At 71.7% G+C, this 18575-nt stretch carries 19 protein-coding genes; 7 read left to right on the forward strand and 12 right to left on the reverse strand.

The window, feature by feature from the left end; genetic code table 11:
* Window positions 1-70: 70 nt before the first annotated feature.
* On the reverse strand, window positions 71-1312 hold the full coding sequence (locus tag ACFVHO_RS27885; RefSeq protein WP_385720188.1) for a helix-turn-helix domain-containing protein: 1242 nt from the start codon (window positions 1310-1312) through the stop codon (window positions 71-73).
* Window positions 1313-1664: 352 nt separating this feature from the next.
* Between ACFVHO_RS27885 and ACFVHO_RS27890 the strand changes: the two genes are divergently transcribed.
* The 3 genes from ACFVHO_RS27890 (at window position 1665) to ACFVHO_RS27900 (ending at window position 4693) form a co-directional block, all read left to right on the forward strand.
* On the forward strand, window positions 1665-2099 hold the full coding sequence (locus ACFVHO_RS27890; RefSeq protein WP_385720191.1) for a hypothetical protein: 435 nt from the start codon (window positions 1665-1667) through the stop codon (window positions 2097-2099).
* Window positions 2100-2269: 170 nt separating this feature from the next.
* Window positions 2270-3505, forward strand: coding sequence for a GNAT family N-acetyltransferase (locus ACFVHO_RS27895; protein ID WP_385720194.1), 1236 nt, complete (start codon window positions 2270-2272; stop codon window positions 3503-3505).
* A 126-nt stretch (window positions 3506-3631) separates the two neighbouring features.
* Window positions 3632-4693 (forward strand): aldo/keto reductase, encoded by a 1062-nt coding sequence (locus ACFVHO_RS27900; RefSeq protein ID WP_385720197.1) that lies wholly within the window; start codon window positions 3632-3634, stop codon window positions 4691-4693.
* Window positions 4694-4795: 102 nt separating this feature from the next.
* Here ACFVHO_RS27900 and ACFVHO_RS27905 read toward each other — a convergent pair whose 3' ends face one another.
* Both ACFVHO_RS27905 and ACFVHO_RS27910 read right to left on the reverse strand, forming a co-directional pair.
* The gene (locus ACFVHO_RS27905) at window positions 4796-5203 is read right to left on the reverse strand and encodes a rodlin (RefSeq protein WP_385720200.1); all 408 of its coding nucleotides are present in this window, start codon (window positions 5201-5203) and stop codon (window positions 4796-4798) included.
* A gap of 206 nt (window positions 5204-5409) precedes the next feature.
* Window positions 5410-5868: an Lrp/AsnC family transcriptional regulator gene (locus tag ACFVHO_RS27910; RefSeq protein ID WP_385720203.1), complete on the reverse strand. Its 459-nt coding sequence runs from the start codon at window positions 5866-5868 to the stop codon at window positions 5410-5412.
* 111 nt (window positions 5869-5979) lie between these two features.
* Here ACFVHO_RS27910 and ACFVHO_RS27915 point away from each other — a divergent pair, with 111 nt between their 5' ends.
* On the forward strand, window positions 5980-6930 hold the full coding sequence (locus tag ACFVHO_RS27915) for an SMP-30/gluconolactonase/LRE family protein (RefSeq protein ID WP_385720206.1): 951 nt from the start codon (window positions 5980-5982) through the stop codon (window positions 6928-6930).
* 25 nt (window positions 6931-6955) lie between these two features.
* On the opposite strand, the gene ACFVHO_RS27920 is transcribed toward ACFVHO_RS27915, so the two are convergent.
* Together ACFVHO_RS27920 and ACFVHO_RS27925 are read right to left on the reverse strand one after the other, a co-directional pair.
* Window positions 6956-8011 (reverse strand): hypothetical protein, encoded by a 1056-nt coding sequence (locus ACFVHO_RS27920; RefSeq protein WP_385720208.1) that lies wholly within the window; start codon window positions 8009-8011, stop codon window positions 6956-6958.
* A gap of 35 nt (window positions 8012-8046) precedes the next feature.
* Complete coding sequence (locus ACFVHO_RS27925; protein ID WP_385720211.1) at window positions 8047-9210, reverse strand: MFS transporter; 1164 nt, start codon at window positions 9208-9210, stop codon at window positions 8047-8049.
* A 204-nt stretch (window positions 9211-9414) separates the two neighbouring features.
* Between ACFVHO_RS27925 and ACFVHO_RS27930 the strand changes: the two genes are divergently transcribed.
* The gene (locus ACFVHO_RS27930; RefSeq protein WP_385720213.1) at window positions 9415-9729 is read left to right on the forward strand and encodes an ArsR/SmtB family transcription factor; all 315 of its coding nucleotides are present in this window, start codon (window positions 9415-9417) and stop codon (window positions 9727-9729) included.
* 17 nt (window positions 9730-9746) lie between these two features.
* Here the strand turns inward: ACFVHO_RS27930 and ACFVHO_RS27935 are convergent, their stop codons facing one another.
* Complete coding sequence (locus ACFVHO_RS27935) at window positions 9747-10934, reverse strand: serine hydrolase domain-containing protein (protein WP_385720216.1); 1188 nt, start codon at window positions 10932-10934, stop codon at window positions 9747-9749.
* A 132-nt stretch (window positions 10935-11066) separates the two neighbouring features.
* Window positions 11067-12008: a LysR family transcriptional regulator gene (locus ACFVHO_RS27940; protein WP_385720219.1), complete on the reverse strand. Its 942-nt coding sequence runs from the start codon at window positions 12006-12008 to the stop codon at window positions 11067-11069.
* A gap of 70 nt (window positions 12009-12078) precedes the next feature.
* Between ACFVHO_RS27940 and ACFVHO_RS27945 the strand changes: the two genes are divergently transcribed.
* The gene (locus ACFVHO_RS27945; protein ID WP_385720222.1) at window positions 12079-13020 is read left to right on the forward strand and encodes an NAD-dependent epimerase/dehydratase family protein; all 942 of its coding nucleotides are present in this window, start codon (window positions 12079-12081) and stop codon (window positions 13018-13020) included.
* Window positions 13021-13034: 14 nt separating this feature from the next.
* Window positions 13035-13928, forward strand: a complete 894-nt coding sequence (locus tag ACFVHO_RS27950) for an aldo/keto reductase (RefSeq protein WP_385720225.1) — start codon at window positions 13035-13037, stop codon at window positions 13926-13928.
* 7 nt (window positions 13929-13935) lie between these two features.
* Here the strand turns inward: ACFVHO_RS27950 and ACFVHO_RS27955 are convergent, their stop codons facing one another.
* The 5 genes from ACFVHO_RS27955 to ACFVHO_RS27975 form a co-directional block, all read right to left on the reverse strand.
* Window positions 13936-15396 (reverse strand): M14 family zinc carboxypeptidase, encoded by a 1461-nt coding sequence (locus ACFVHO_RS27955; RefSeq protein WP_385720226.1) that lies wholly within the window; start codon window positions 15394-15396, stop codon window positions 13936-13938.
* Entirely contained in the window at window positions 15396-15740 is a 345-nt protein-coding gene (locus ACFVHO_RS27960) for a hypothetical protein (protein WP_385720229.1), read from the reverse strand. The genes ACFVHO_RS27955 and ACFVHO_RS27960 overlap by 1 nt, the downstream gene beginning before the upstream one ends.
* A 234-nt stretch (window positions 15741-15974) precedes the next feature.
* A complete protein-coding gene (locus ACFVHO_RS27965) occupies window positions 15975-16253 on the reverse strand; it encodes a hypothetical protein (protein WP_385720231.1) in 279 nt (92 codons plus the stop codon).
* 98 nt (window positions 16254-16351) lie between these two features.
* The gene (locus ACFVHO_RS27970) at window positions 16352-17512 is read right to left on the reverse strand and encodes an alkaline phosphatase PhoX (protein ID WP_385720233.1); all 1161 of its coding nucleotides are present in this window, start codon (window positions 17510-17512) and stop codon (window positions 16352-16354) included.
* A gap of 255 nt (window positions 17513-17767) precedes the next feature.
* Complete coding sequence (locus tag ACFVHO_RS27975) at window positions 17768-18478, reverse strand: FadR/GntR family transcriptional regulator (protein WP_385720442.1); 711 nt, start codon at window positions 18476-18478, stop codon at window positions 17768-17770.
* Between the last annotated feature and the right edge of the window lie 97 nt (window positions 18479-18575).

Consider the following 18575-nt stretch of genomic DNA (forward strand, 5'->3'; position numbering starts at 1 on the left):
GCCGCGGACGCCCGGCGCCCACTGAACGGAGCGGCCCCGCACGGATTCCCGCCGCGCCCCGCGCGGTCGCTCAGCCGCTCTGCCCCTTCCGCTCCCATTTCGAGGCGTCCCGCCAGCCGTACGAGGGGCGCCCCTCCCGGCTGCTGGTGCGGAACGGCTTGCCCTGGTCGTCGACGAGCAGGACGTTGTGCCGCTTGCCGCTGGACCACTCCAGTTCCACGTACCAACGCACGTCGTGCAGTTCGGTGCTCGCCTTGATGCGGAACACCTCGGAGTCGTTCTCGCTGACCTGGTACGGGAAGTCGCGCTGCCCCGCCCCGGGCGTGACGCGCGGGGCCGCGTCGTCGAGGTCGACGGCGAAGGACTTCGTGGCCGCCCTGCCGCCGCAGCCCGCCCCCATCTGGAAGTCGTTCCAGGCCAGCGGCTCGCCCGTGCTCTGGACCCGGACGTTCATGTCCTGCAGGACGACGGTTTCCTTGCCCGTGCCTCGCACGGTGACCTCGATGTACTGGTCGCCGGACGTGACGGCGCCGAGGTCGCCCACCCAACCCGGTGCGTCCTGTTCGACGGGCGGTCGCGGCACCTCCTCCGGCTTCCGGTTCACCAGAAAGCTGGGCGTGCAGTCGTCCTCGTACGCGTAGGGCTTGGCGTGGGCTGTCAGCGGCGCGTCGGAGCTCTTGCCGGACTGGTCGGACTGGTCGGACTGGTCGGACTCGTCGGAGTCGTCGGACGGGGAGGTGCTCGGGTCCGGCGCGGAGGCGGGCCCAGCGCTCTGCTCGTGGCCGTCGCCGCCGCCGTTCATGGAGAGGGAGAGGGCGACGGAGCCGATGGCGACGACCGCGGCGACGGAGGCCGCGAGGACGAGGGTCCGGCGTCTGCGTGAGGGGGGGAGGGGGGACGGGGCGGTCACTGGGTCCGGGCCCGAGGCTACCGTTGGGGTGGGCGCGGGTTCGGGTTCGGACTGTGGCTGTGGCTGCGCTTCGGGTTCGGCCTCGGGCGCGGCCTCGGAGGGCTCCGACTTCGACTCCGATTCGGGCTCGGGTTCGGGCTCGGGCTCCTTCCGCCCCCGAGCCGCGTCCGCCAGGATCCACCGCCGATGGACCTCCACCAGCTCCTCCGGCGTCGCCCCGCAGAGGCGCGCGAACCGCTCCACCGGCCCGAAGCCGGTGGGCACCGCATCCCCGTTGCAGTAGCGGTGCAACGTGGACGTGCTCAGGTGGAGCCGCTTGGCCAGCGCCCCGTAGCTGAGCCCGGACCGCTCCTTGAACTCCCGAAGCAGCTCCGCGAGCGACGCCATCTCCACCTGCCTCATTCAAGATCGTGCGTTCTGCCTGCTGTCTTGGGGGCGAATCGCCGCGGATGCCATGATCATCCAGGCATGCCGCCTCCGGTATACGTCCTCAGGAAGGAACAGCAGGTTCCGGGTCCGAGACGCCGAGAGGATCAGCCGCGGTTCCGTCGGTGGTGACGGGGGGGGGGCTGGCGCGAGGGCTCACTGGAGGTCCTTGGATTTCCTGGCCACCAGGAGTGCGTCACTACAACCGGTCTGCAGTGCGCGACAGCCCGCGAGGACCCCGCATCGCGCCGTACAGTCGCAGCACATGACCGGAAGGGCGCATCGCATGATCCATGATCTGGGCGAACTCAGCCGTGTGGGAAGGGCGTTGAACGAAGCTCTGGAGCTGTTCGAGGGCGAGCGGAGACGACTGGAGGAGCTGCACGGCCCGGCGCCGTACGGCGACAGCTCGGCCGGCAGCCCCATGCAGACGATGCACGGGATCGGTGAACTCTCCCGCGGCGTACAGGACACGCTCAAGTACCTCGCCCTGGGCGCCGGATACATCTCGTTCGGCCTGGACAGGCGGGCCGACCACGCGGTGTCGATGGCCCGGAGGAAGCCGGTGGGTGTCCCCTCCGGGGTGGACCGCATGGCGCGCCCGCTCGGTGAGGCGACCGTGCGAGGGCTGGAGATGATCCGCGATCTCGACGCCTTCTTCACGGACGACATCGGCCTCGCGGTGGACGTCGCCCTCTCCGCTCCGGAGGCCACGTACCCACCGAGCGACTGGTCGGTGTACCACCGGAAGGGCCCGTCCTGACGGAGCCGGGCGGCCGACGGGCGGCGCTCACGCTCCGGCAAGGTCAGACAGGAGCCCGGTAGGGGCAAGGGCGCGCGGCCGTAATTCGATTGACCTGGTCACGGAGCGACGTTGCACTGAGGCGCGACACCACGAGCCGTGGTGCGCGTACACCGGGAGGCAGCGGCAGCATGGACATCCGTCCCACGACCGACCAGGACTTCGACCTCTTCGTCGACACCATGTTCACCGCGTTCGGGCGGTTTCCGGAGCCCCCCGCCGACGGCGGCGGACTCTGGTGGGCGGCGCTCGAAATGGACCGCGGCCTGTTCGCCGTGACGGCGGACGGGCGGCCCGTCGGCACCGCCGCCGCGTACTCCTTCGAACTCACCCTGCCCGGTGAGATCCTCGCCCCCGCCGCCGGGGTCACCGCCGTCGGAGTCGTGCCCTCGCACCGACGCCGGGGCGTGCTCAGCGCGATGATGCGGCATCAGCTCACGGAGCTGCGGGCCCGAGGGGAGTTCCTCTCGGTGCTCCTGGCGTCCGAGGCCGTGATCTACCGCAGGTTCGGCTACGGACCGGCGACCCGCACCCAGCGCCTGACGGTGCCGCGCCACAGAGCCGCTCTCGCCGAGCCCCGGGCGCACGGAACGGCCGACGCCACCACGACGGCCCCGGACACCGGCTCCGTCGAGGTGCTGCGGCGCACCGAGTGCGGCGAGATCCTCGAAGAGGTCTACGACCGGTACCGCCGCGCACAGCCCGGCGCCCTGTCCCGGCCGCACCGCTGGTGGTCCCTGGGCGCGGGACAGCCCCCGGTCTCCCCGGCGCCCCGCTACGTCGCCGTCCACCGCGACGCCGACGGCGTCCCGGACGGCTACGCCAGCTACTCGCTCGGCGAACCCGACACCACCCTGACGGTCGACGAGACCATCGCCGTCGACGACGCCGCCTCCACCGCCCTGGCCCGGTACGTCCTCGGCCACGACCTGATCACTCAGGTCGTGTTCAAGCGCTGCCCTCCCGACCACCCGCTGCGCTGGCAGCTCGCGGACTTCCGGGCCGGCCAGGTGAGCGACGACACCGACGGGCTCTGGGTACGGCTCCTGGACATCCCGCGCGCGCTCACCGCCCGTGGCTGGTTCCTGGACGGCGAACTCGTCCTCGACGTCGACGACCCCTTCCTCGGCGAGCACGGCCGCTACCTCCTCACCGTCCAGGACGGCAAGGCCGACTGCGTCCCGACGGACCGGGAACCCGACCTGTCCCTGGACGCGAGCGACCTGGCCACGGTCTACCTCGGCGGCACCGCCCCGAGCACACTCGTCCGGGCCGGACACGTCCGGGCCCACCGCCCGGGCGCGGCCGCCCTCGCCGACGCCCTCTTCCGGGGCGACCGCTCCCCGCACTGCCTGCACTGGTTCTGAGGGCGGCGACGGCCAGGGCCGGGGCCAAGGGTAGGAGTGTCAGTCCCAGGAATTCCTCTCCCTTATCCCCGGCTCGCGGCCGCCGCAGGCTTGGTCCCGGCAACGGATCAAGCACAGGAGGACACGATGCCGCTCACCCTCGACACCTACCGGCTCCTCGGCCGCTCCGGACTGCGGGTCTCCCCGCTGGCGCTGGGCGCGGCGACCTTCGGCACCGAGTGGGGCTGGGGCGCCGAGCAGGACGAGGCCCGCAAGCTGTTCGACCTCTACGTCGAGCGCGGCGGCAACTTCATCGACACCGCGAGCACCTACACCGAGGGCAGCTCCGAACGCCTGCTGGGCGAATTCGCCCGCGACCGCCGCGAGAGCCTGGTCCTCGCGACGAAGTACTCGACGCTGCGCCGGCCCGGCGACCCCAACTCCGGTGGCGGTCACCGCAAGAACCTGTTCGCGTCGGTGGAGACCAGTCTGCGCCGGCTGCGGACGGACTACATCGACCTGCTCTACCTGCACCTGTGGGACGTCACGACGCCGGTCGAGGAGGTCCTGCGCGGCATGGACGACCTGGTCCGCCAGGGGAAGGTCCTGTACGTCGCGATCTCCAACGCCCCGGCCTGGCAGGTGGCGCGGATGCAGACGATCGCCGACCTGCGCGGCTGGTCGCCGCTGGTCGCGCTGCAGATCGAGTACAGCCTGATCGAGCGTGCCGGGGAACGCGACCTGATCCCGATGGCGCGCGACCTGGGCCTCGGGGTGGTCCCGTGGTCACCGCTGGGCGGCGGGGTGCTCACCGGCAAGTACGGCCGTGAGGACCTGACCGCGACGGACGCCGCCGCCGACGGCACCCGCAAGAGCGTCACCATCGCGGGCGGCGCGCTCAGCGAACGCAATCTCGGAATCGTGGACGTCGTGAAGGAGGTGGCCGCGGACCTCGGCCGCACGCCCGCACAGGTAGGGCTGGCCTGGGCCCTGCGGAGTCCGGCGGTGACGGCCCCGATCATCGGCGCCCGCACGCCCGCCCAGCTGGAGGACAACCTCGGCGCCCTGGAGGTCGACTTCACCGCCGCCCAACTGGCCCGCCTCGACGAGGTCAGCGGGATCGACCTGGGCTTCCCGCACGCCATGCTCGCCGGTGACTTCGTCCGCACGCTGGTCCACGGCGACATGAAGGTCGAAACCCGGCGCTGACGGCCGTTCGGACGCCGAGGGCCGTACGACCTCCAGGGCCGTACGACCGCCCCCCGGGCAACGTTCTGCGGGCCGCGTGACGCGGCCCGCAGAACGCGCGGCTCAGTGGTTGTTCGCGCCGTTGCCGGAGAGCGCCGAGATGTCGTCGAGGATGTGCGACCCCGGCTCGTCGCCCTTGGCCTGAGTGGAGTTCTCGGCGCACTGCTGGTTCTGCGGGGCCGAGAGGATCGGGATGTCCTGGACGGCGACCGGGACCAGGAGGCCGACGATGGCGCCCGCGTTCGCCTTGACCGGAACGCCGAGGCAGAGCTTGTTCAACGAGCCCTGGACCGCGGCTCCCTGCGCGCTCAGGTTCCCGTGGGTGGCGCTGTTGCCGAACGCCTGCTCGGCGCCGTTGCCGCTGACGCTGGAGGTGCCGTCGTCGTCGCCGATGGCGGCGGCGCTCCCGGTGGCCCCGGTGAGGGCGATGGCGGCGACGCTGAGGGCGTAGGGGAGGTTACGGATTTGCATGTCACTCCAGTGCAGAGCTTTGGTCAGGGAGACATGAATCAATACATCCTCCAATGCCCCGTGACGGGGGATATTCGCCCATTGGGAGAGTGTCGGCGTCGAGAGGCTGACGGAAGTCACCCCATGTGATGAGGCCGAATGGTTGAGGACGCACGGAGGCGCGGAGGCGGGCTGAGGGCGCCGGGCCGCCGCTCCCGGCGTGTGGGTCAGTCCTGATCGGCGGCTGCGGTCAGGGGTGACACCGGCCGCTCGAAGAACGTCTCGAGGACCACCGTCGCCTGCGTACCGCTGACCCCGTCGATCGCGTACAACCGCCGCAGCACGTCCTGCAGTTGCTGCGTGGTCGACGTCCTGACCTTCACGAGGACCGACGCGCTGCCCGCGATGATGTGCGCCTCGAGGACCTCGGGCAGCGCGGCGAAGCTCTCCGCGGCGTCGCCCATCCAGGAGGTCGAGTCGACGGTCACGTAGGCCAGCACGCCGCCGCCGACCGCCGCCGGGTCCACGTCCGCCGCGGTGCGCCGGATCACGCCGCGCTCGCGCAGTTTCCGTACCCGTTCATGAGCGGCGCCGGCGGAGAGGCCCACGGCCTGGCCCAGGGCGGCATAGGGCTGGGTGGCGTCCTGCTGGAGCCGCTCCAGCAGGACGCGGTCGACGTGATCCATTGCATTCCATTCATAGAGTATTCCTGGTGACCATACTGCATTCTGCGATCTATGCTCATGGCAGAAGCTGCTTCGGTCATCATGTGAGTCACTGTGGAAGGGGGAGGCGCCATGAACAGCGAGCGCCCCGCGTTGTACGAGATGCTCGACGACCGGTTCCGCGCCGGGCGGTGCATGAACGGCGATGACGGGCTCGAAGTCCTGTACACCGGCTGCCGCTGGGCCGAGGGACCGCTCTACGTGCCCGCCTGGCGGCAGGTGGTCTGGAGCGACATCCCCAACGACCGCATGCTGCGGTGGGACGAGGAGACCGGTGCGGTGAGCGTCTTCCGCCGGACCGCCGGGCACACCAACGGCAACACCCTCGACCGCGAAGGCCGTCTGATCACCTGTGAGCAGGGCAACCGCCGGGTGACCCGGACCGAGCACGACGGCACGATCACGGTGCTCGCCGACCGCTGGCAGGGAAAGCGGCTGAACAGCCCGAACGACGCCACGGTGAGGTCCGACGGCTCCATCTGGTTCTCGGACCCTGACTTCGGCATCACCAGTGACTACGAGGGCTACCGCGCGCAGAGCGAGATCGGCGCCAACAACGTCTACCGCCTCGATCCCGGCACGGGCGAAGTGCGGCTGGTCGCCGACTGCTTCGGCGCACCGAACGGCCTGGTGTTCTCGGCGGACGAGCGGCGCCTGTTCGTCTCCGACACCCGGGCGGGCTTCATCCGGGTCTTCGACGTACGCGATGACGGCACGCTGTCGGACGGCGACATCTTCGCGACGGCCGCCCCGCGCGAGGCCGCCCGCTTCGACAACCTCCGCTTCGACGATGCCGGCCGGCTCTGGGCCGCCGCGATGGACGACGGCGTGCACTGCTACGACCCCGACGGCACGCTGATCGGGCGGCTGAACGTCCCCGAGGCGGTCGCCAACATCTCCTGGGGCGGCGCCAAGCGCAACCGCCTCTTCATCACGGCGGAGACCAGCCTGTACTCGGTGGTCACGGGCGTCACCGGCACCCACCCGACCGGACCGGGGCGCCGCCCATGGCTTGACGCGTAGCCCCGGTGACCCGCCGATCGACCCCTCAGGAGCGCGGCGCGCGTGTCTCCCCGCGCACCGGACCCGCCGCCCCGCCCGCCGCCGACACCGCGGCAGCCAGGTCCCAGACGCGCACGGCGCCGTCCCGGTCCGCGCTGAGGGCGACGTCGCGGCCGCGGAGCGTGGTGGTGAGCACGGCTTCCACGGCGGCCTGATGGCCGGTCAGCGGAGCGCCGATCGCCGTGCCTTCGGCGAGGTCCCAGAGGCGCACGGTCCCGTCCTCGGAGCCGGTCACCGCGAGGGGCCGGTCGCCGACGGCGGCGGTGTCCAGGGTCAGGACCGCGCCCTCGTGGCCGCTGATCGGGTCGTGGACCGGCTCGTCGTCGCCGTCTCCCGCCAGGTCCCACACGTACACCTCGCCGGAGTCGGTCGCCGCGACCACGACGGGACGGTCGTCGAGCCGCGAGAAGGAGACGTCCCGGACGTCGCCGTCGCAGGAGTCGAACGACGCCACCTGCTCGCCGCGTGCCAGATCCCATACGTCGACCTGGTCGCCGCCGGACGCGACCAGCGAGCGGCCGTCGACCCAGGCGGTGGCGAGGCTGGTGATGTCGTAGAGGTCATTGGGGACTTCGGCCGGGGGCGTACGGCCGGACGGCTCCCAGAGCAGGAGCCGGCCGACGTACTGCGAGCCCGTGACGAATCGCGGCGGGCCGTCGCCCCGCACCGTGGCGATGGCCCCGAGGTAGGGCTCGTCGTAGGTCGCCCCGCGAAGGAGCTCGCCGGTCTCCAGGTCCCAGAGCGCGGGCGCCTGTTCGTCGCCGCCCGCGGCCAGGACCACGCGCCCGTCGCAGACCGCCGCGGCCACCTTGTCGATCTCGTTCTCGGCATCCGGGTACTGCGCGGCGAGCGGATCCCCGGTGAAGGCGTACGTCAGCTGCCGCTCGTGCCAGACGTCCCGTGAAGGGTCCCAGGTCCACACGGTTCCCCCGGAGTCGGCGCACACGACCTGGGGGCCGGTGCCCGTCTCCACCACCGCGATGTCCTTGATCGCGGCGGCGGACGGTATGTGGCTGGTCAGCAGCAGTGGTGTCTCATGCATGCGAGGAAGGTAGGCCAAGGCTCTGACATTCGGGCTCAGTTGGAGGAGATCGTCCGGGCGCTGTCCGTCGTCGCTGGCGCGGTGCCGCGCCGCCGCGTCGCGACCTGCCCCGTCGCACCCGGTCCGGCCGGGGAGCTTCCGCCGGTCCCGCGAGTGGTGGCCAGGGCGACGAGGAGCCCCAGCGCGGTGACACCGGCCGCCGGTACGCCGAGCCACACGGGGGAGACCGACTGCTGCGCGAGTCCGCCGAGCGCGCCGCCCAGGGCGACGCCCACGTAGATCGCCGAGGCGTTGAGGCCGAGGAGCACCGGTGTGGCCGCCGGGGCGTGGGCGATGAGCCGCTGCTGCTGCGGGACCACCGGAACGCCCGCGCACAGGCCGAGCGCCGCCGTCCACACGAAGGCGGTCCCCAGGGTCTCCACGGCCGCGCGACCGGTGGCCAGCACGACGACCGCGGCGGCGAGACTCGCGAGCAGGACCCGTTCGGGCCGATGGCGGTCCGAGAGCCGCCCCGCGAGCAGGTTGCCGCCCAGGACCCCGAGCCCGAACACGAACAGCACGGCGGTGAGCGTGGCCTCGGAGCCGTCCGTCACCCCGGCCAGCGCGGCCGCGATGTAGGTGTAGAGCAGGTAGGTGCCGGTGAGGGCGAGCATGGTGACGGCGAGCACCCCGAGCACCCACCGGTCCTTGAGCGGGGCGAGCCGCGCCCGGAACGTGGCGGCGGGCAGCGTGATCCGCGGAATGCCGAAGGCGATGCCGAGCATGGCCACGGCCCCCAGCGCGGCGACGGCCCACAGCGTCAGATGCCAGTCGCCGCGCCCGATGAGGGTGCCCAGCGGGAGGCCGATCGCGCTGGAGAGCGTCAGCCCGCCGAGCACGAACGCGAGGGCCCGGCCCCGGCGTTCCGGCGGCGCGACGGCCACCGCCGCGCTGGAGGCGGTGGAGGAGATGATCCCGGCCCCGGCCGCCGTCACGACACGGGCGGTCATCACGGCGGCGTACGAGGTGGCGAGGGCCGTGGCGGCGTTGCCGAGGACGAAGACGCCGAGGGCCAGGAGCAGGGCGGTGCGCCGGTCGAGGGCGCTGGTGGCCCAGCCGAGGACCGGGGCGGCGACCGCGAGGGTCAGCGCGAAGACGGTGACGAGCTGTCCGGCCGTCGGAACGCCGACGTCCAGGTCCTCGGCGATGGCGGGGAGCAAGTCCGGCGATGACGAAGCCGTCGGTGCCGACGGCGAACGTCGCCAGGGCGAGGGGCAGAAGTCGTTTGTACATGGGCCGTCCAATCCGCTGCGCGATGCGTCGAGGCGCTGTGACGCGCCACAACGTAACCAACGCATGGATACTTGTCCATGTATCAATGTGTGGGCTAGCCTGGTCGCCGTGAAGCTACGGACAGGCCGGTCATGCGCACGTTGACGCAGCCGACGAAGGACGAGATCAAGCTCGTCGAGATCCTCCACGCGCTGGCGGATCCGGTCCGCCTCGCGATCCTGGCCCGCCTTGCCGAGAGCGGCCGGGAGAGCTGCTCGGGCATCAGCGAGACCATCGACGTCCACCAGACGACGATGTCCCACCACTACCGCGTGCTCCGCGAGGCCGGGCTGACCTGGACCACGGTGGAGGGCCGGTCACGGTATGTCAGCCTGCGCCGCGACGACTTGGACGAACGCTTCCCCGGCCTGCTCGACGCCGTGCTCACCCCCCTCCGGTCGGACTGACCCGCAGGCGAACCCCCTTACTTGCAGAGCGCCGTCCGCACGGCGGCCTTCATGTCGTCGCTCTGCGCGTCCGTGCCCCCCGGGTCCACGTTCACCATGACCGTCGCCTGCCTGCCCCGGACCGTCGCCCCGCTCACCGTCTCGTAGCCGAACATGTCGCCGCTGTGCCCCCAGTAGAGGCCACCGCAGGGCAGGGGCCTGCTCTCCAGGCCGAGGCCGTACGCCCGGCCGTCCGGGTTGCCGGTCGGGCGGGTCCGCATCATCTCCCGGAGCTGGGCCGGGCGGAGCAGCCCGCCGCGCAGGAGCGCGTCCAGGAACCGGTTGACGTCGGCACCGCTGGAGATCATCTCGCCGCCCGCCCCCGCGACCGAGGGGTTGATCGCGGTGAGGTCCACGAGCGGCGCGTTCGCGCCGGGCCGTACGTACCCGCGCGGATGCGGACCGGGAATCGCCGACGCGTCCCCCGGCACGTACGTCTCCCGCAGGCCGAGCGGCTCGATGACGCGGCGTCGGATCTCGTCGCCGTACGGACGGCCTGTGACCCTCTCGATGATCATGCCTGCCAGGAGGTAGCCCGTACTGGAGTAGCGCCAGCCCTTGCCCGGCTTGAAGGTCGGGGGGTGTGCGAGCGCGGTGTTCACGAGGTCGCGCGTGTCGTGGTGGGCGAGCGGGTTCTTGAGGATGTCCTGCGGCTTCAGATGGTCGAGGATGTCGGGTACGCCGCTGGTGTGCTGCAGGAGCTGACGGACCGTCATGAGGCGGCCGTCGTTGCCGTGTCCGCGTACGACACCGGGCAGGTAGCGCTCCACGGGCGCGTCGAGGACCACGCGCCGCTCTCCGGCCAGCTGGAGCATGACCGTCGCCACGAACGTCTTCGTCATGCTGCCGATCCGGAACCTGCTGTCGCCGCGCACCGGGGCGTGGCTCTTCACGTCCGCGACACCGCTGGTCAGCACCGTGCTGCCCCGCCGGTCCCGCATCGCGACGAGCGCCCCGGGCCCGCCGTCGACCGTGGTCAGCCGCCGCAGGATCGCACGCAGCCGGGCGTGTTCGGCGGTGTCGGCGGGGGTGGCGGACTCGGCCGCGGCGACCGGGGCGGTGTCCTGTCGCTGCGGCAGGCCGCCGGCCGTCAGCGTGCCCATCGCGACACCGACCGCCACGGCCACCGTGATCGCGCCTCGCAACGTATGTCTGTGCTCGCTCACTTCTGCTCCCTTGGTCGGCGTGAGGGCGGCCATGGAGGGACTGAGGTGCGTGCGCTCCATGTGCCTGCCGTCCCACGATCTCCCCGGCGAGGACGCGGCGCGATGAGGCGACCATCCGGATCGGTGCGGGGGCTAGCCCCAGTCCGCGGGGCGACCCTGTCCGGGGATCCCCGACGGTGCCGTCGCCTGCTCGCGCAGGGCCTCGATGAACGTCGTGAGGTGGGGGCGGTCGTGACGGCGGTCGATCGTGGCGACCCCGATGTACCGCATCGGAGCCGGGTGTTGGACCGGGACGGCGCGCAGACCCGGCACCGCGGGGACGAGCGCGATGGAGGGGATCAGGGAGATGCCCATGCCCGCGGCGACGAGCGAACGGGCGAAGAAGTAGTCGGTGGTGGTGCCGCGCACGTCCGGTTCGAAGCCCGCCTGTTCGGCGTAACGGCGCAGATGTGCGTCGGTCTTGAGGCAGCCGAGCACCCAGGGCTCCGCCGCGAGTTCGCCGATGTCGAGCGACGCCCGGTCGGCGAAGCGGTGCCCTTCGGGCATCACGACGTGCAGAGGATCCTCCAGGAGCGGGGTCCACCGCAGGCTGGAGGACGAGCCCGGTCCGACGGGCAGAGGGCCGTCGAAGTGGTAGGCGAGCGCGAGGTCGACGGCGCCCTGGCGGACCAGGGGCAGGGTGACTTCGGGCTCGCCCTCCCTGATGTGGAGCTGGGTGTGGGGGTGGGCCGCCGTCAGGCGGGGGAGCGCACCGGGCAGGAGGTGCTTGCCGCCGCTGGTGAAGGTGGCGACGGTGAGCTGGACGCGGCCCGTACGGAGCCGCTCGACCTGCTGCTTCGCCTGTTCGAGTTCGGCCGCGACGGACTCGGCGGCCCCGACCATGATCTGGCCCGCCTGGGTCAGGGTCACCCCGCGCGTGCTGCGTGCCACGACCGGGGCGCCGAGGCTGCGTTCGAGGACCGCCACGTGCTGGGAGACGGCGGAGGGCGTGAGACGGAGGGCCGCGGCGGCCCTGCTGAAGCTGCCGTGGTCCGCCACCGCCCGCAGGACGCGGAGCCGCTGCACATCGATCAACAGTTTTCCTTAAAGCGCTTCCAGTAAGCCGTCACTTCTGCTGATGACAGTAGGTGTCCAAAGTGGGGGCATGCAAAGGATCTGCGTCATCGGCGGAAGCCGCTACTTCGGAAAGCTCCTGGTCGAGCGCCTGCTCGCGGACGGCCATCAGGTCACGGTGATCAACCGCGGCTCCGCCCCGCCGCCCGCCGGGGCCGAGCACCTCGTCGTCGACCGCGACGACGAAGCGGCCCTCACCGCCGCGCTCGGACCGCGCACCTTCGACGCGGTCGTCGACCAGGTCTGCTACACCCCCGTGCAGGCCGCGATCGCCGCCCGGGTCTTCGCCGACCGCACCCGGCGCTACGTCATGACCTCCACGATCGAGGTCTACGACCCGGCGACCGCCGCCCTGCCGACGCTGCCGGTGGGCACCCCGGTGCCCGAGGCGCACGTCGACCCGCGCGCCTGGCAGGTGGCCATGGACCTGCCCTGGCACGACGAGGCGTACCTGGAGGCCCACTACGCCGAGGGCAAGCGCCAGGCGGAGGCCGTCCTCACCCGGGAGAACGGCTTCGCGTTCGCCACGGTGCGCAGCGCGCACGTCCTCGGCGGCGGCAGGCAGGAGTTCACCGGCCGACTGGCGCACTACACGGAGCGCGTCGCCCGGGGCGAGGCGATCGCCGTGCACGCCGACGCGCTGCCGACGGTGTTCATCCACCACGAGGAACTGGCGGACCTGCTGCTGTGGGCGGCCACCGCCACCGGATTCACCGGCCCGGTCAACGCCTGCTCCGACGGGCGGCTCGACGTGCGCGACCTGACCGCGATCGTCGCCGCGCGGACCGGCCGCGAGCCCGTCCACGAGACCGTCGCGCCGGGCGGCACCGCCTCACCGTTCTCCTTCGACCGCCACTACGCCATGAGCAACTCCCGCGCGAAACAGCTGGGCTTCACCTTCTCGCGTACGACCGACTGGCTCCCCGGCGCCGTCGCCGAAGCCCTCGCCGCGTCCACCGCCCCCACTGCCTGAGGACCCGAACCGCCATGCGACACCGCTCCATCGGAGACACCACCGTCAGCGCCGTCGGCCTGGGCGCCATGCCCTTGTCCATCGAGCACCGCCCGGACGAGGCACGCGCCATCGCCACCGTCCATGCCGCCCTCGACGCCGGTGTCACGTTCATCGACACCGCCGACAGCTACCACTGGCACGCCGACGAGGTGGGCCACAACGAACTCCTGATCGCCCGCGCCCTGGCCCGCTACGGCGGCGACACCTCCGCCGTCCTGATCGGGACCAAGGGCGGTCGCGGGCGCCCCGGGGACGGCAGTTGGACCGTGACCGGCACCCCGGCACACCTCAAGCGTGCCGCCGAGGCCTCCGCCAAGCGGCTCGGCGTCGACGCGATCGGCCTGTACCAGTTGCACAAGCCGGACCCGGCCGTGCCCTGGGAGGAGTCCGTCGGTGCCCTGCGCGACCTGCTCGACGCGGGCACCATCCGGGCCGCCGGCATCTCGAACGTGTCCGTCGGCCAGATCCGCCAGGCGCGTCGGATCCTCGGCGACGGACTCGTCTCGGTGCAGAACCAATACTCACCGGCGGTCCGGGACAGCGAGCCTGAACTGGAGCTGAGCGCGGAGCTCGGCCTGGCGTTCCTGCCGTGGAGCCCCCTCGGCGGCATCTCCCGCAGCTCCCTCGACGGCCCCTCCGGCCCGGCCGGCTCGTCTTCCTCGGTGGGCACCGCCTTCCACCGTGTCGCGGCCGAGCACGGCGTCAGCCCGCAGCGGATCGCCTTGGCGTGGCTCCTGAGCCGCTCCCCGGCGGTGATCCCGGTGCCGGGCGCCAGCCGCCCGACCTCGATCGCCGACTCGGCGCGGGCCACGGAACTCACGCTGAGCCCAGAGGAGTTGACGCGGCTGGGGGAGGCGCTGCCGTAGGGCGCCGTCACTTCGGTTGCGGACCCCGCTCCAGCAGTTCCCTCACCACCTCGGCCGAAGACACCCTCCTCGCCCGGTCCAGGGCCGTGCCGACGGCCTTCAGGTCGACGCGCACCTGCTCGTCCTCGGCCCCGGCCCGCTCGGCGAGTTCGCCCACGAGGGCGAGTCCCTGGTCGACGTCGTCGTCGGTCACCACGAGCTTCTGGTCCGCGACCAGCTTCCCCGCGCGTTCGATCAGCGCGGCGGCCCGGCCCGCGAGGCGTTCGTCGGCCAACAGCACGGACGCGACGGGCAGTTCGACCCGCTCGATGAGGGTGATCCACTGCCGGCCGGCCTCTGTGGTCGCGAGTTGTTCGTCGCGGACCCGGCGCAGCGCGTCCACCTCGGTCTGGCGGCCGAGCAGCCGCACTCCGATCAGGTCGAAGGCGCAGACGCTCTGCTGGGCGAGCGCCAGCACGCCCGCCTTGGCGTCGCGCTTGATGAGGGTGGGGTCCCGGGGGTGGAAGGAGTCCTCCACCGTCGCGACCCGCGGGCCCGTCTCGAGGGTGAAGCCGTACGTCTTGTGCAGCGCGGGATGCGCGATGTGGCGGCTGTACACGTAGTCGCTCTGGGTGCCGGTGGTGGCGTAAAGGGCCCGGCCCGTCTGCGGGGTGTACGCGCGTCCGCGTACCGCCGCGATCGCCTCCACGATCCGCTGGGCGACCGTCGTGAAGCGGAGCTGGTCCCGGGGGGTGATGTACTCCCGGTAGCCCGGGGTGCCGATGGGCGCGCAGGTTCCGGTGGGCAGGCCGGTGAACCGCTGGGCAGGGTTGTCGGTCTGGCTGTGGGCGTGGCCCCAGGGGTAGAGGACGAGCTCCGAGAACGAGTGCACGTCCGCGAAGCTGTGGATGTGCCGTGTGTCGAGGAGGTGCTTGACGTTGCGGGTCTCCGGCTCGGAGAACGCGCCGGACCCGACGAAGACCTCGCTGCAGGGGTTGCACGAGGTCTGCCCCTCCGTCACGCCCCACACGAAGTCCGCGTTGCGATTGAGGTCGACGCCGTCGCACGTGGTCCCCGGGTTGTCACGGAGGTTGCCGCGCCACATGTCGTCGACGGTCATCACCCGCTGGCGCCCGTCGGGGTTGACGCAGGGCACGAACCACACGTCGAGGCTCTCCAGGACGAGCTTGACGTCCAGGGCGGTCCAGGTCCGGCCGCCGTACACGACCGGGGTGCCGTTCTGATAGCTCGCGACGAGGTCGACGGCGAGTTCCACCAGGGCGTCGGGGTTCATCAGTTCGCGCGCGTGGGTGCCGCCCACGAACAGCACGCCGCGGCGGTTTCCACCCGTGCCCCCGCGCAGCCGCAGCGCGAACACCGGGCGTCCCTGGATGGAGGGTTCGGGCAGTTGGATCCTCGTGCACAGCTGCGGGAACGAGGTGGCGAGCTGTGAGATCACCGAGTCGAGCTGGGAGACCGTGCGGTACATCACGCACCCCCCGTCCGCCGGATGCCCTGGAGCCGCTCCTCCAGCCAGGCGCCGACCGCTTCGTCCTGCTCCACCAGCTCGGCGGGCAGGGGCCGCACGGGCACCGGTGCGTGCAGACGGACTTCGTAGCCGCTCTCCAGTAATCGGCGGCACTCGTCGGCGGTGACGAGCACCCGGACCGCGCCCTCCCGGTCGGGGATCCGGTCCAGGTCCAGATCGGCGACACCGCGGAGGTCGCGGTTCACCGCTCCGGGGTGGACCGTGGCGTCGAAACGCACCGTCGGGTGCTCACCCCGGGCGCCCCGGGACGGTGGCCGCTGTGCGTGTCCGGATGGCTCGCTCATGTCCGTCTCCTCACGGGGACGGCCGGAAGGGGATGCGACTCCCCTGAACGGTCGGGGCGGTCCGGACCGGAGTGACGAGACCGCCGGGCCGGTCCTCATGACCACCGAGGCCCGACGGGTCCAGCGAAATCCGACAATCCACCGCTGTCGACGATGGGACAGCCCGGATCCGGTGTCAACGCCGACGCCACAAGCGGTGGTTACCGCCTCCGGCTCCGCTCTCTCGGACAGGCCCTAGTCCCCGCACACCTCCCACGGGTCCGGCGTCCCGTGGGAGAGGACCAGGCCGTACGACTCCACCAGCTCGCAGTCGTTCTGCTCGGTCCACTGGTAGGCCAGGAGGGACCAGATCCCGATCGCGATCACCGCTGCGATGCCCGTCCGGCTCCAGCGGGACCGCCCTCCGGGGCCGCCGTCGTCGTTGCGGGGTGGCCCCGGAGGTGGGTCCCTGGGCGGTTCCCAGCCCGGCCCGTCGTATCCGGGTGGTCGCCATCCGCCCTCATCGTTTGGCATGGCCACGATTATTGCCTGGGATTGCCTGGAATGTCCGGCTCCGGATGGTGTACGTGGGGAGGGTCCGCCGGTCCCTGGTCCCTCCCCACGTGCGACCGTCAGGTGCGGAAGGGCCCGGTGACCTCGTAGGTGATGCCGCCCGACGAACTCCCCGACGTGCCGCGCTGGCTGGAGAAGTACAGACGGGATCCGTCCGGAGAGAAGGCCGGGCCGGTGATCTCCGAGCCGGACTGGCCGTTGATCCGCAGGAACGGCGCGACGATGTCGTCCGGGGTGATGACGCAGATCTCCATGGTGCCGCCGTCCTCGGCGACGAACAGATCGCCGGAGGAGGAGCCGGTGACGTTGTCGACGCCGGTCAGTGGGGCGGGGCCGGGGTTGACCAGGTTGTCGTCGTACGCCAGCTCATAGGTGCTGTTCGTGAGGTTGAGCTGCCAGACGCGGTTGTCGCCCTTGGTGGTGAACCAGACCGTGTCACCCGCGTAGTGGCAGCCCTCGCCGCCGTTGAACCGCTTGGCGCCGGAGACCTGGTTGCGGGTCGCGGTGGGGGAGCCGTCCGGATCCGGCACGTTCGACCAGCTGAAGGAGCCGGAGGTGCCCGTGCCCGCCACCAGGACCTGAAGGGTGCCGGCGGACAGGTTGCCCCAGGTGGTCGGCAGGAAGCGGTAGAAGCAGCCGTCGCCCTCGTCCTCGGTCAGGTAGATCGCCTGGCGCCCCGGGTCGGCGGCCGCCGCCTCGTGTTTGAAGCGGCCCATGGCGTCGCGCCGGGTGGCGGCGTTCACGCCCCACGGGTCGGTCTCGTAGACGTAGCCGAGGGAGACCTCCTCGCAGGAGAGCCAGGTGTTCCACGGGGTGGCGCCGCCCGCGCAGTTCTGCCGGGTGTTGGAGAGGATGCGGTGGGCGCCGGTGACGGTGCCCGAGGAGTTGAACTTGACGGCGCTCGCGCCGCCGCTGGGGTTGATCTCCGAGTTGGAGACGTAGATCCAGCCCGTGCCGTCGGCGAAACAGGCGCCGCCGTCGGGGGCGTTGTGCCAGGTGTACGACGTGCCGGGGACGACCTGGGTGGAACGGGCGATGACGCGGCTGGTGAAGCCGCTGGGCAGTCGGATGCCGTTGGCGTCGGCGGTGCCGAGCGCACCGTACGGGCCGGGGCCGTTCTGGGCCGGGGCCGCGTAGGCGGCGCCGTGCATCAGGGTGCCGCCGAACGCGGCGGCCGAGGTCCCGATGACGGCTCCGCGCAGGAAGGTACGACGTTCCACATCTACTCCTTCGTGAAGGAAGAGCGGACAACGATGGGTTGAGCACCTTGCCGACTGGTCATCGAGGAGAACCTAGGGGTCGCGGCACCCGGCCGATGAGGCCCCCGCAGGCGAACTCTTCCTGGCCGCCGGGTGAGCAGGACTCTGCGGACAGGGGGAGTGCGGGCGGGCTGCGGCGCATGGCCGGTTGCTGCGGGCGTCCGGGGCTGCGGGCGTGCGGCGTGGGAGGCTGCGGGCGTGAGGGCGCGCGGTCCCTCAGCTGCTCTCGGCCAGCCTCTCGCGGAGCCACTGCTCGACCTCGCCGACGTGCGCCGCGGCCGCGACCCGGGCCGCCTCCGGGTCCCGGGCGACCAACGCGCGGTGGATGCGGGCGTGTTCGCGGCGGGTGCGCTCGATCGCGCCCTCTTCCTGATAGCCGCGCCGGACCCGGGTGCGGAAGGTGCGGGAGGACAGGCCGTCGAGGACGGCCGCCATGGTGTCGTTGCCCGCGGCCTCGTTGATCGCCCGGTGGAAGGCGACGTCGTGGGCGAGGATCTCCTCGCTGTCGTCGGTGCTGTCCATGGCCCGCAGGTGTCGCTCGACCTCTGCGAGTTGGTCCGCCGAGATGCGGGCCGCGGCCAGCGCGGCCGCCGTGGACTCCAACACCTTGCGGACTTCGAGGAGTTCCACCATCTGCGGTCCCCGGGAGAGGTCGGCGACGACCCCGAAGGACTCCAGGAGGTCACCGGCGGCGAGCTGGGTGACGTACACCCCCGACCCGTGCCGTGCCTCCAGGACGCCCATGAAGGTCAGCGCGCGCACGGCCTCGCGCATCGAGCTGCGCGATGCGCCGAGCTGAACGGCCAAATCGCGTTCGGTGGGCAGCCGTTGACCGGGGCCGAGCAGCCCGTCGGCGATCATGGATTTGATCTGGTCGATGGCGCGCTGTGTCACGGTGCCCTTCTGCGGGGCGGTGCGCTCGTCCAGATCTTCCACCGCTGTTCCTCCAAGTTGCCGTTCCCCCAAGTCCGTTGCGCCTGAGTCTAACCATGGGGGTGATCAGACCAATGTGGGGGAGTGCCGT

Origin of the sequence: Streptomyces sp. NPDC127108 (assembly GCF_042677545.1) — a bacterium.
Classification (GTDB): Bacteria; Actinomycetota; Actinomycetes; order Streptomycetales; family Streptomycetaceae; genus Streptomyces.

What these genes read in the sequence shown, in the direction of transcription:
- ACFVHO_RS27965 (WP_385720231.1), bottom strand. Translation starts at nt 16,253, where the DNA reads ATGCCAAACGATGAGGGCGGATGGCGACCACCCGGATACGACGGGCCG.
- ACFVHO_RS27920 (WP_385720208.1), bottom strand. Translation starts at nt 8,011, where the DNA reads ATGCATGAGACACCACTGCTGCTGACCAGCCACATACCGTCCGCCGCC.
- ACFVHO_RS27945 (WP_385720222.1), top strand. Translation starts at nt 12,079, where the DNA reads ATGCAAAGGATCTGCGTCATCGGCGGAAGCCGCTACTTCGGAAAGCTC.
- ACFVHO_RS27895 (WP_385720194.1), top strand. Translation starts at nt 2,270, where the DNA reads ATGGACATCCGTCCCACGACCGACCAGGACTTCGACCTCTTCGTCGAC.
- ACFVHO_RS27930 (WP_385720213.1), top strand. Translation starts at nt 9,415, where the DNA reads ATGCGCACGTTGACGCAGCCGACGAAGGACGAGATCAAGCTCGTCGAG.
- ACFVHO_RS27955 (WP_385720226.1), bottom strand. Translation starts at nt 15,396, where the DNA reads ATGTACCGCACGGTCTCCCAGCTCGACTCGGTGATCTCACAGCTCGCC.
- ACFVHO_RS27915 (WP_385720206.1), top strand. Translation starts at nt 5,980, where the DNA reads ATGAACAGCGAGCGCCCCGCGTTGTACGAGATGCTCGACGACCGGTTC.
- ACFVHO_RS27900 (WP_385720197.1), top strand. Translation starts at nt 3,632, where the DNA reads ATGCCGCTCACCCTCGACACCTACCGGCTCCTCGGCCGCTCCGGACTG.
- ACFVHO_RS27905 (WP_385720200.1), bottom strand. Translation starts at nt 5,203, where the DNA reads ATGCAAATCCGTAACCTCCCCTACGCCCTCAGCGTCGCCGCCATCGCC.
- ACFVHO_RS27910 (WP_385720203.1), bottom strand. Translation starts at nt 5,868, where the DNA reads ATGGATCACGTCGACCGCGTCCTGCTGGAGCGGCTCCAGCAGGACGCC.
- ACFVHO_RS27960 (WP_385720229.1), bottom strand. Translation starts at nt 15,740, where the DNA reads ATGAGCGAGCCATCCGGACACGCACAGCGGCCACCGTCCCGGGGCGCC.
- ACFVHO_RS27885 (WP_385720188.1), bottom strand. Translation starts at nt 1,312, where the DNA reads ATGAGGCAGGTGGAGATGGCGTCGCTCGCGGAGCTGCTTCGGGAGTTC.
- ACFVHO_RS27950 (WP_385720225.1), top strand. Translation starts at nt 13,035, where the DNA reads ATGCGACACCGCTCCATCGGAGACACCACCGTCAGCGCCGTCGGCCTG.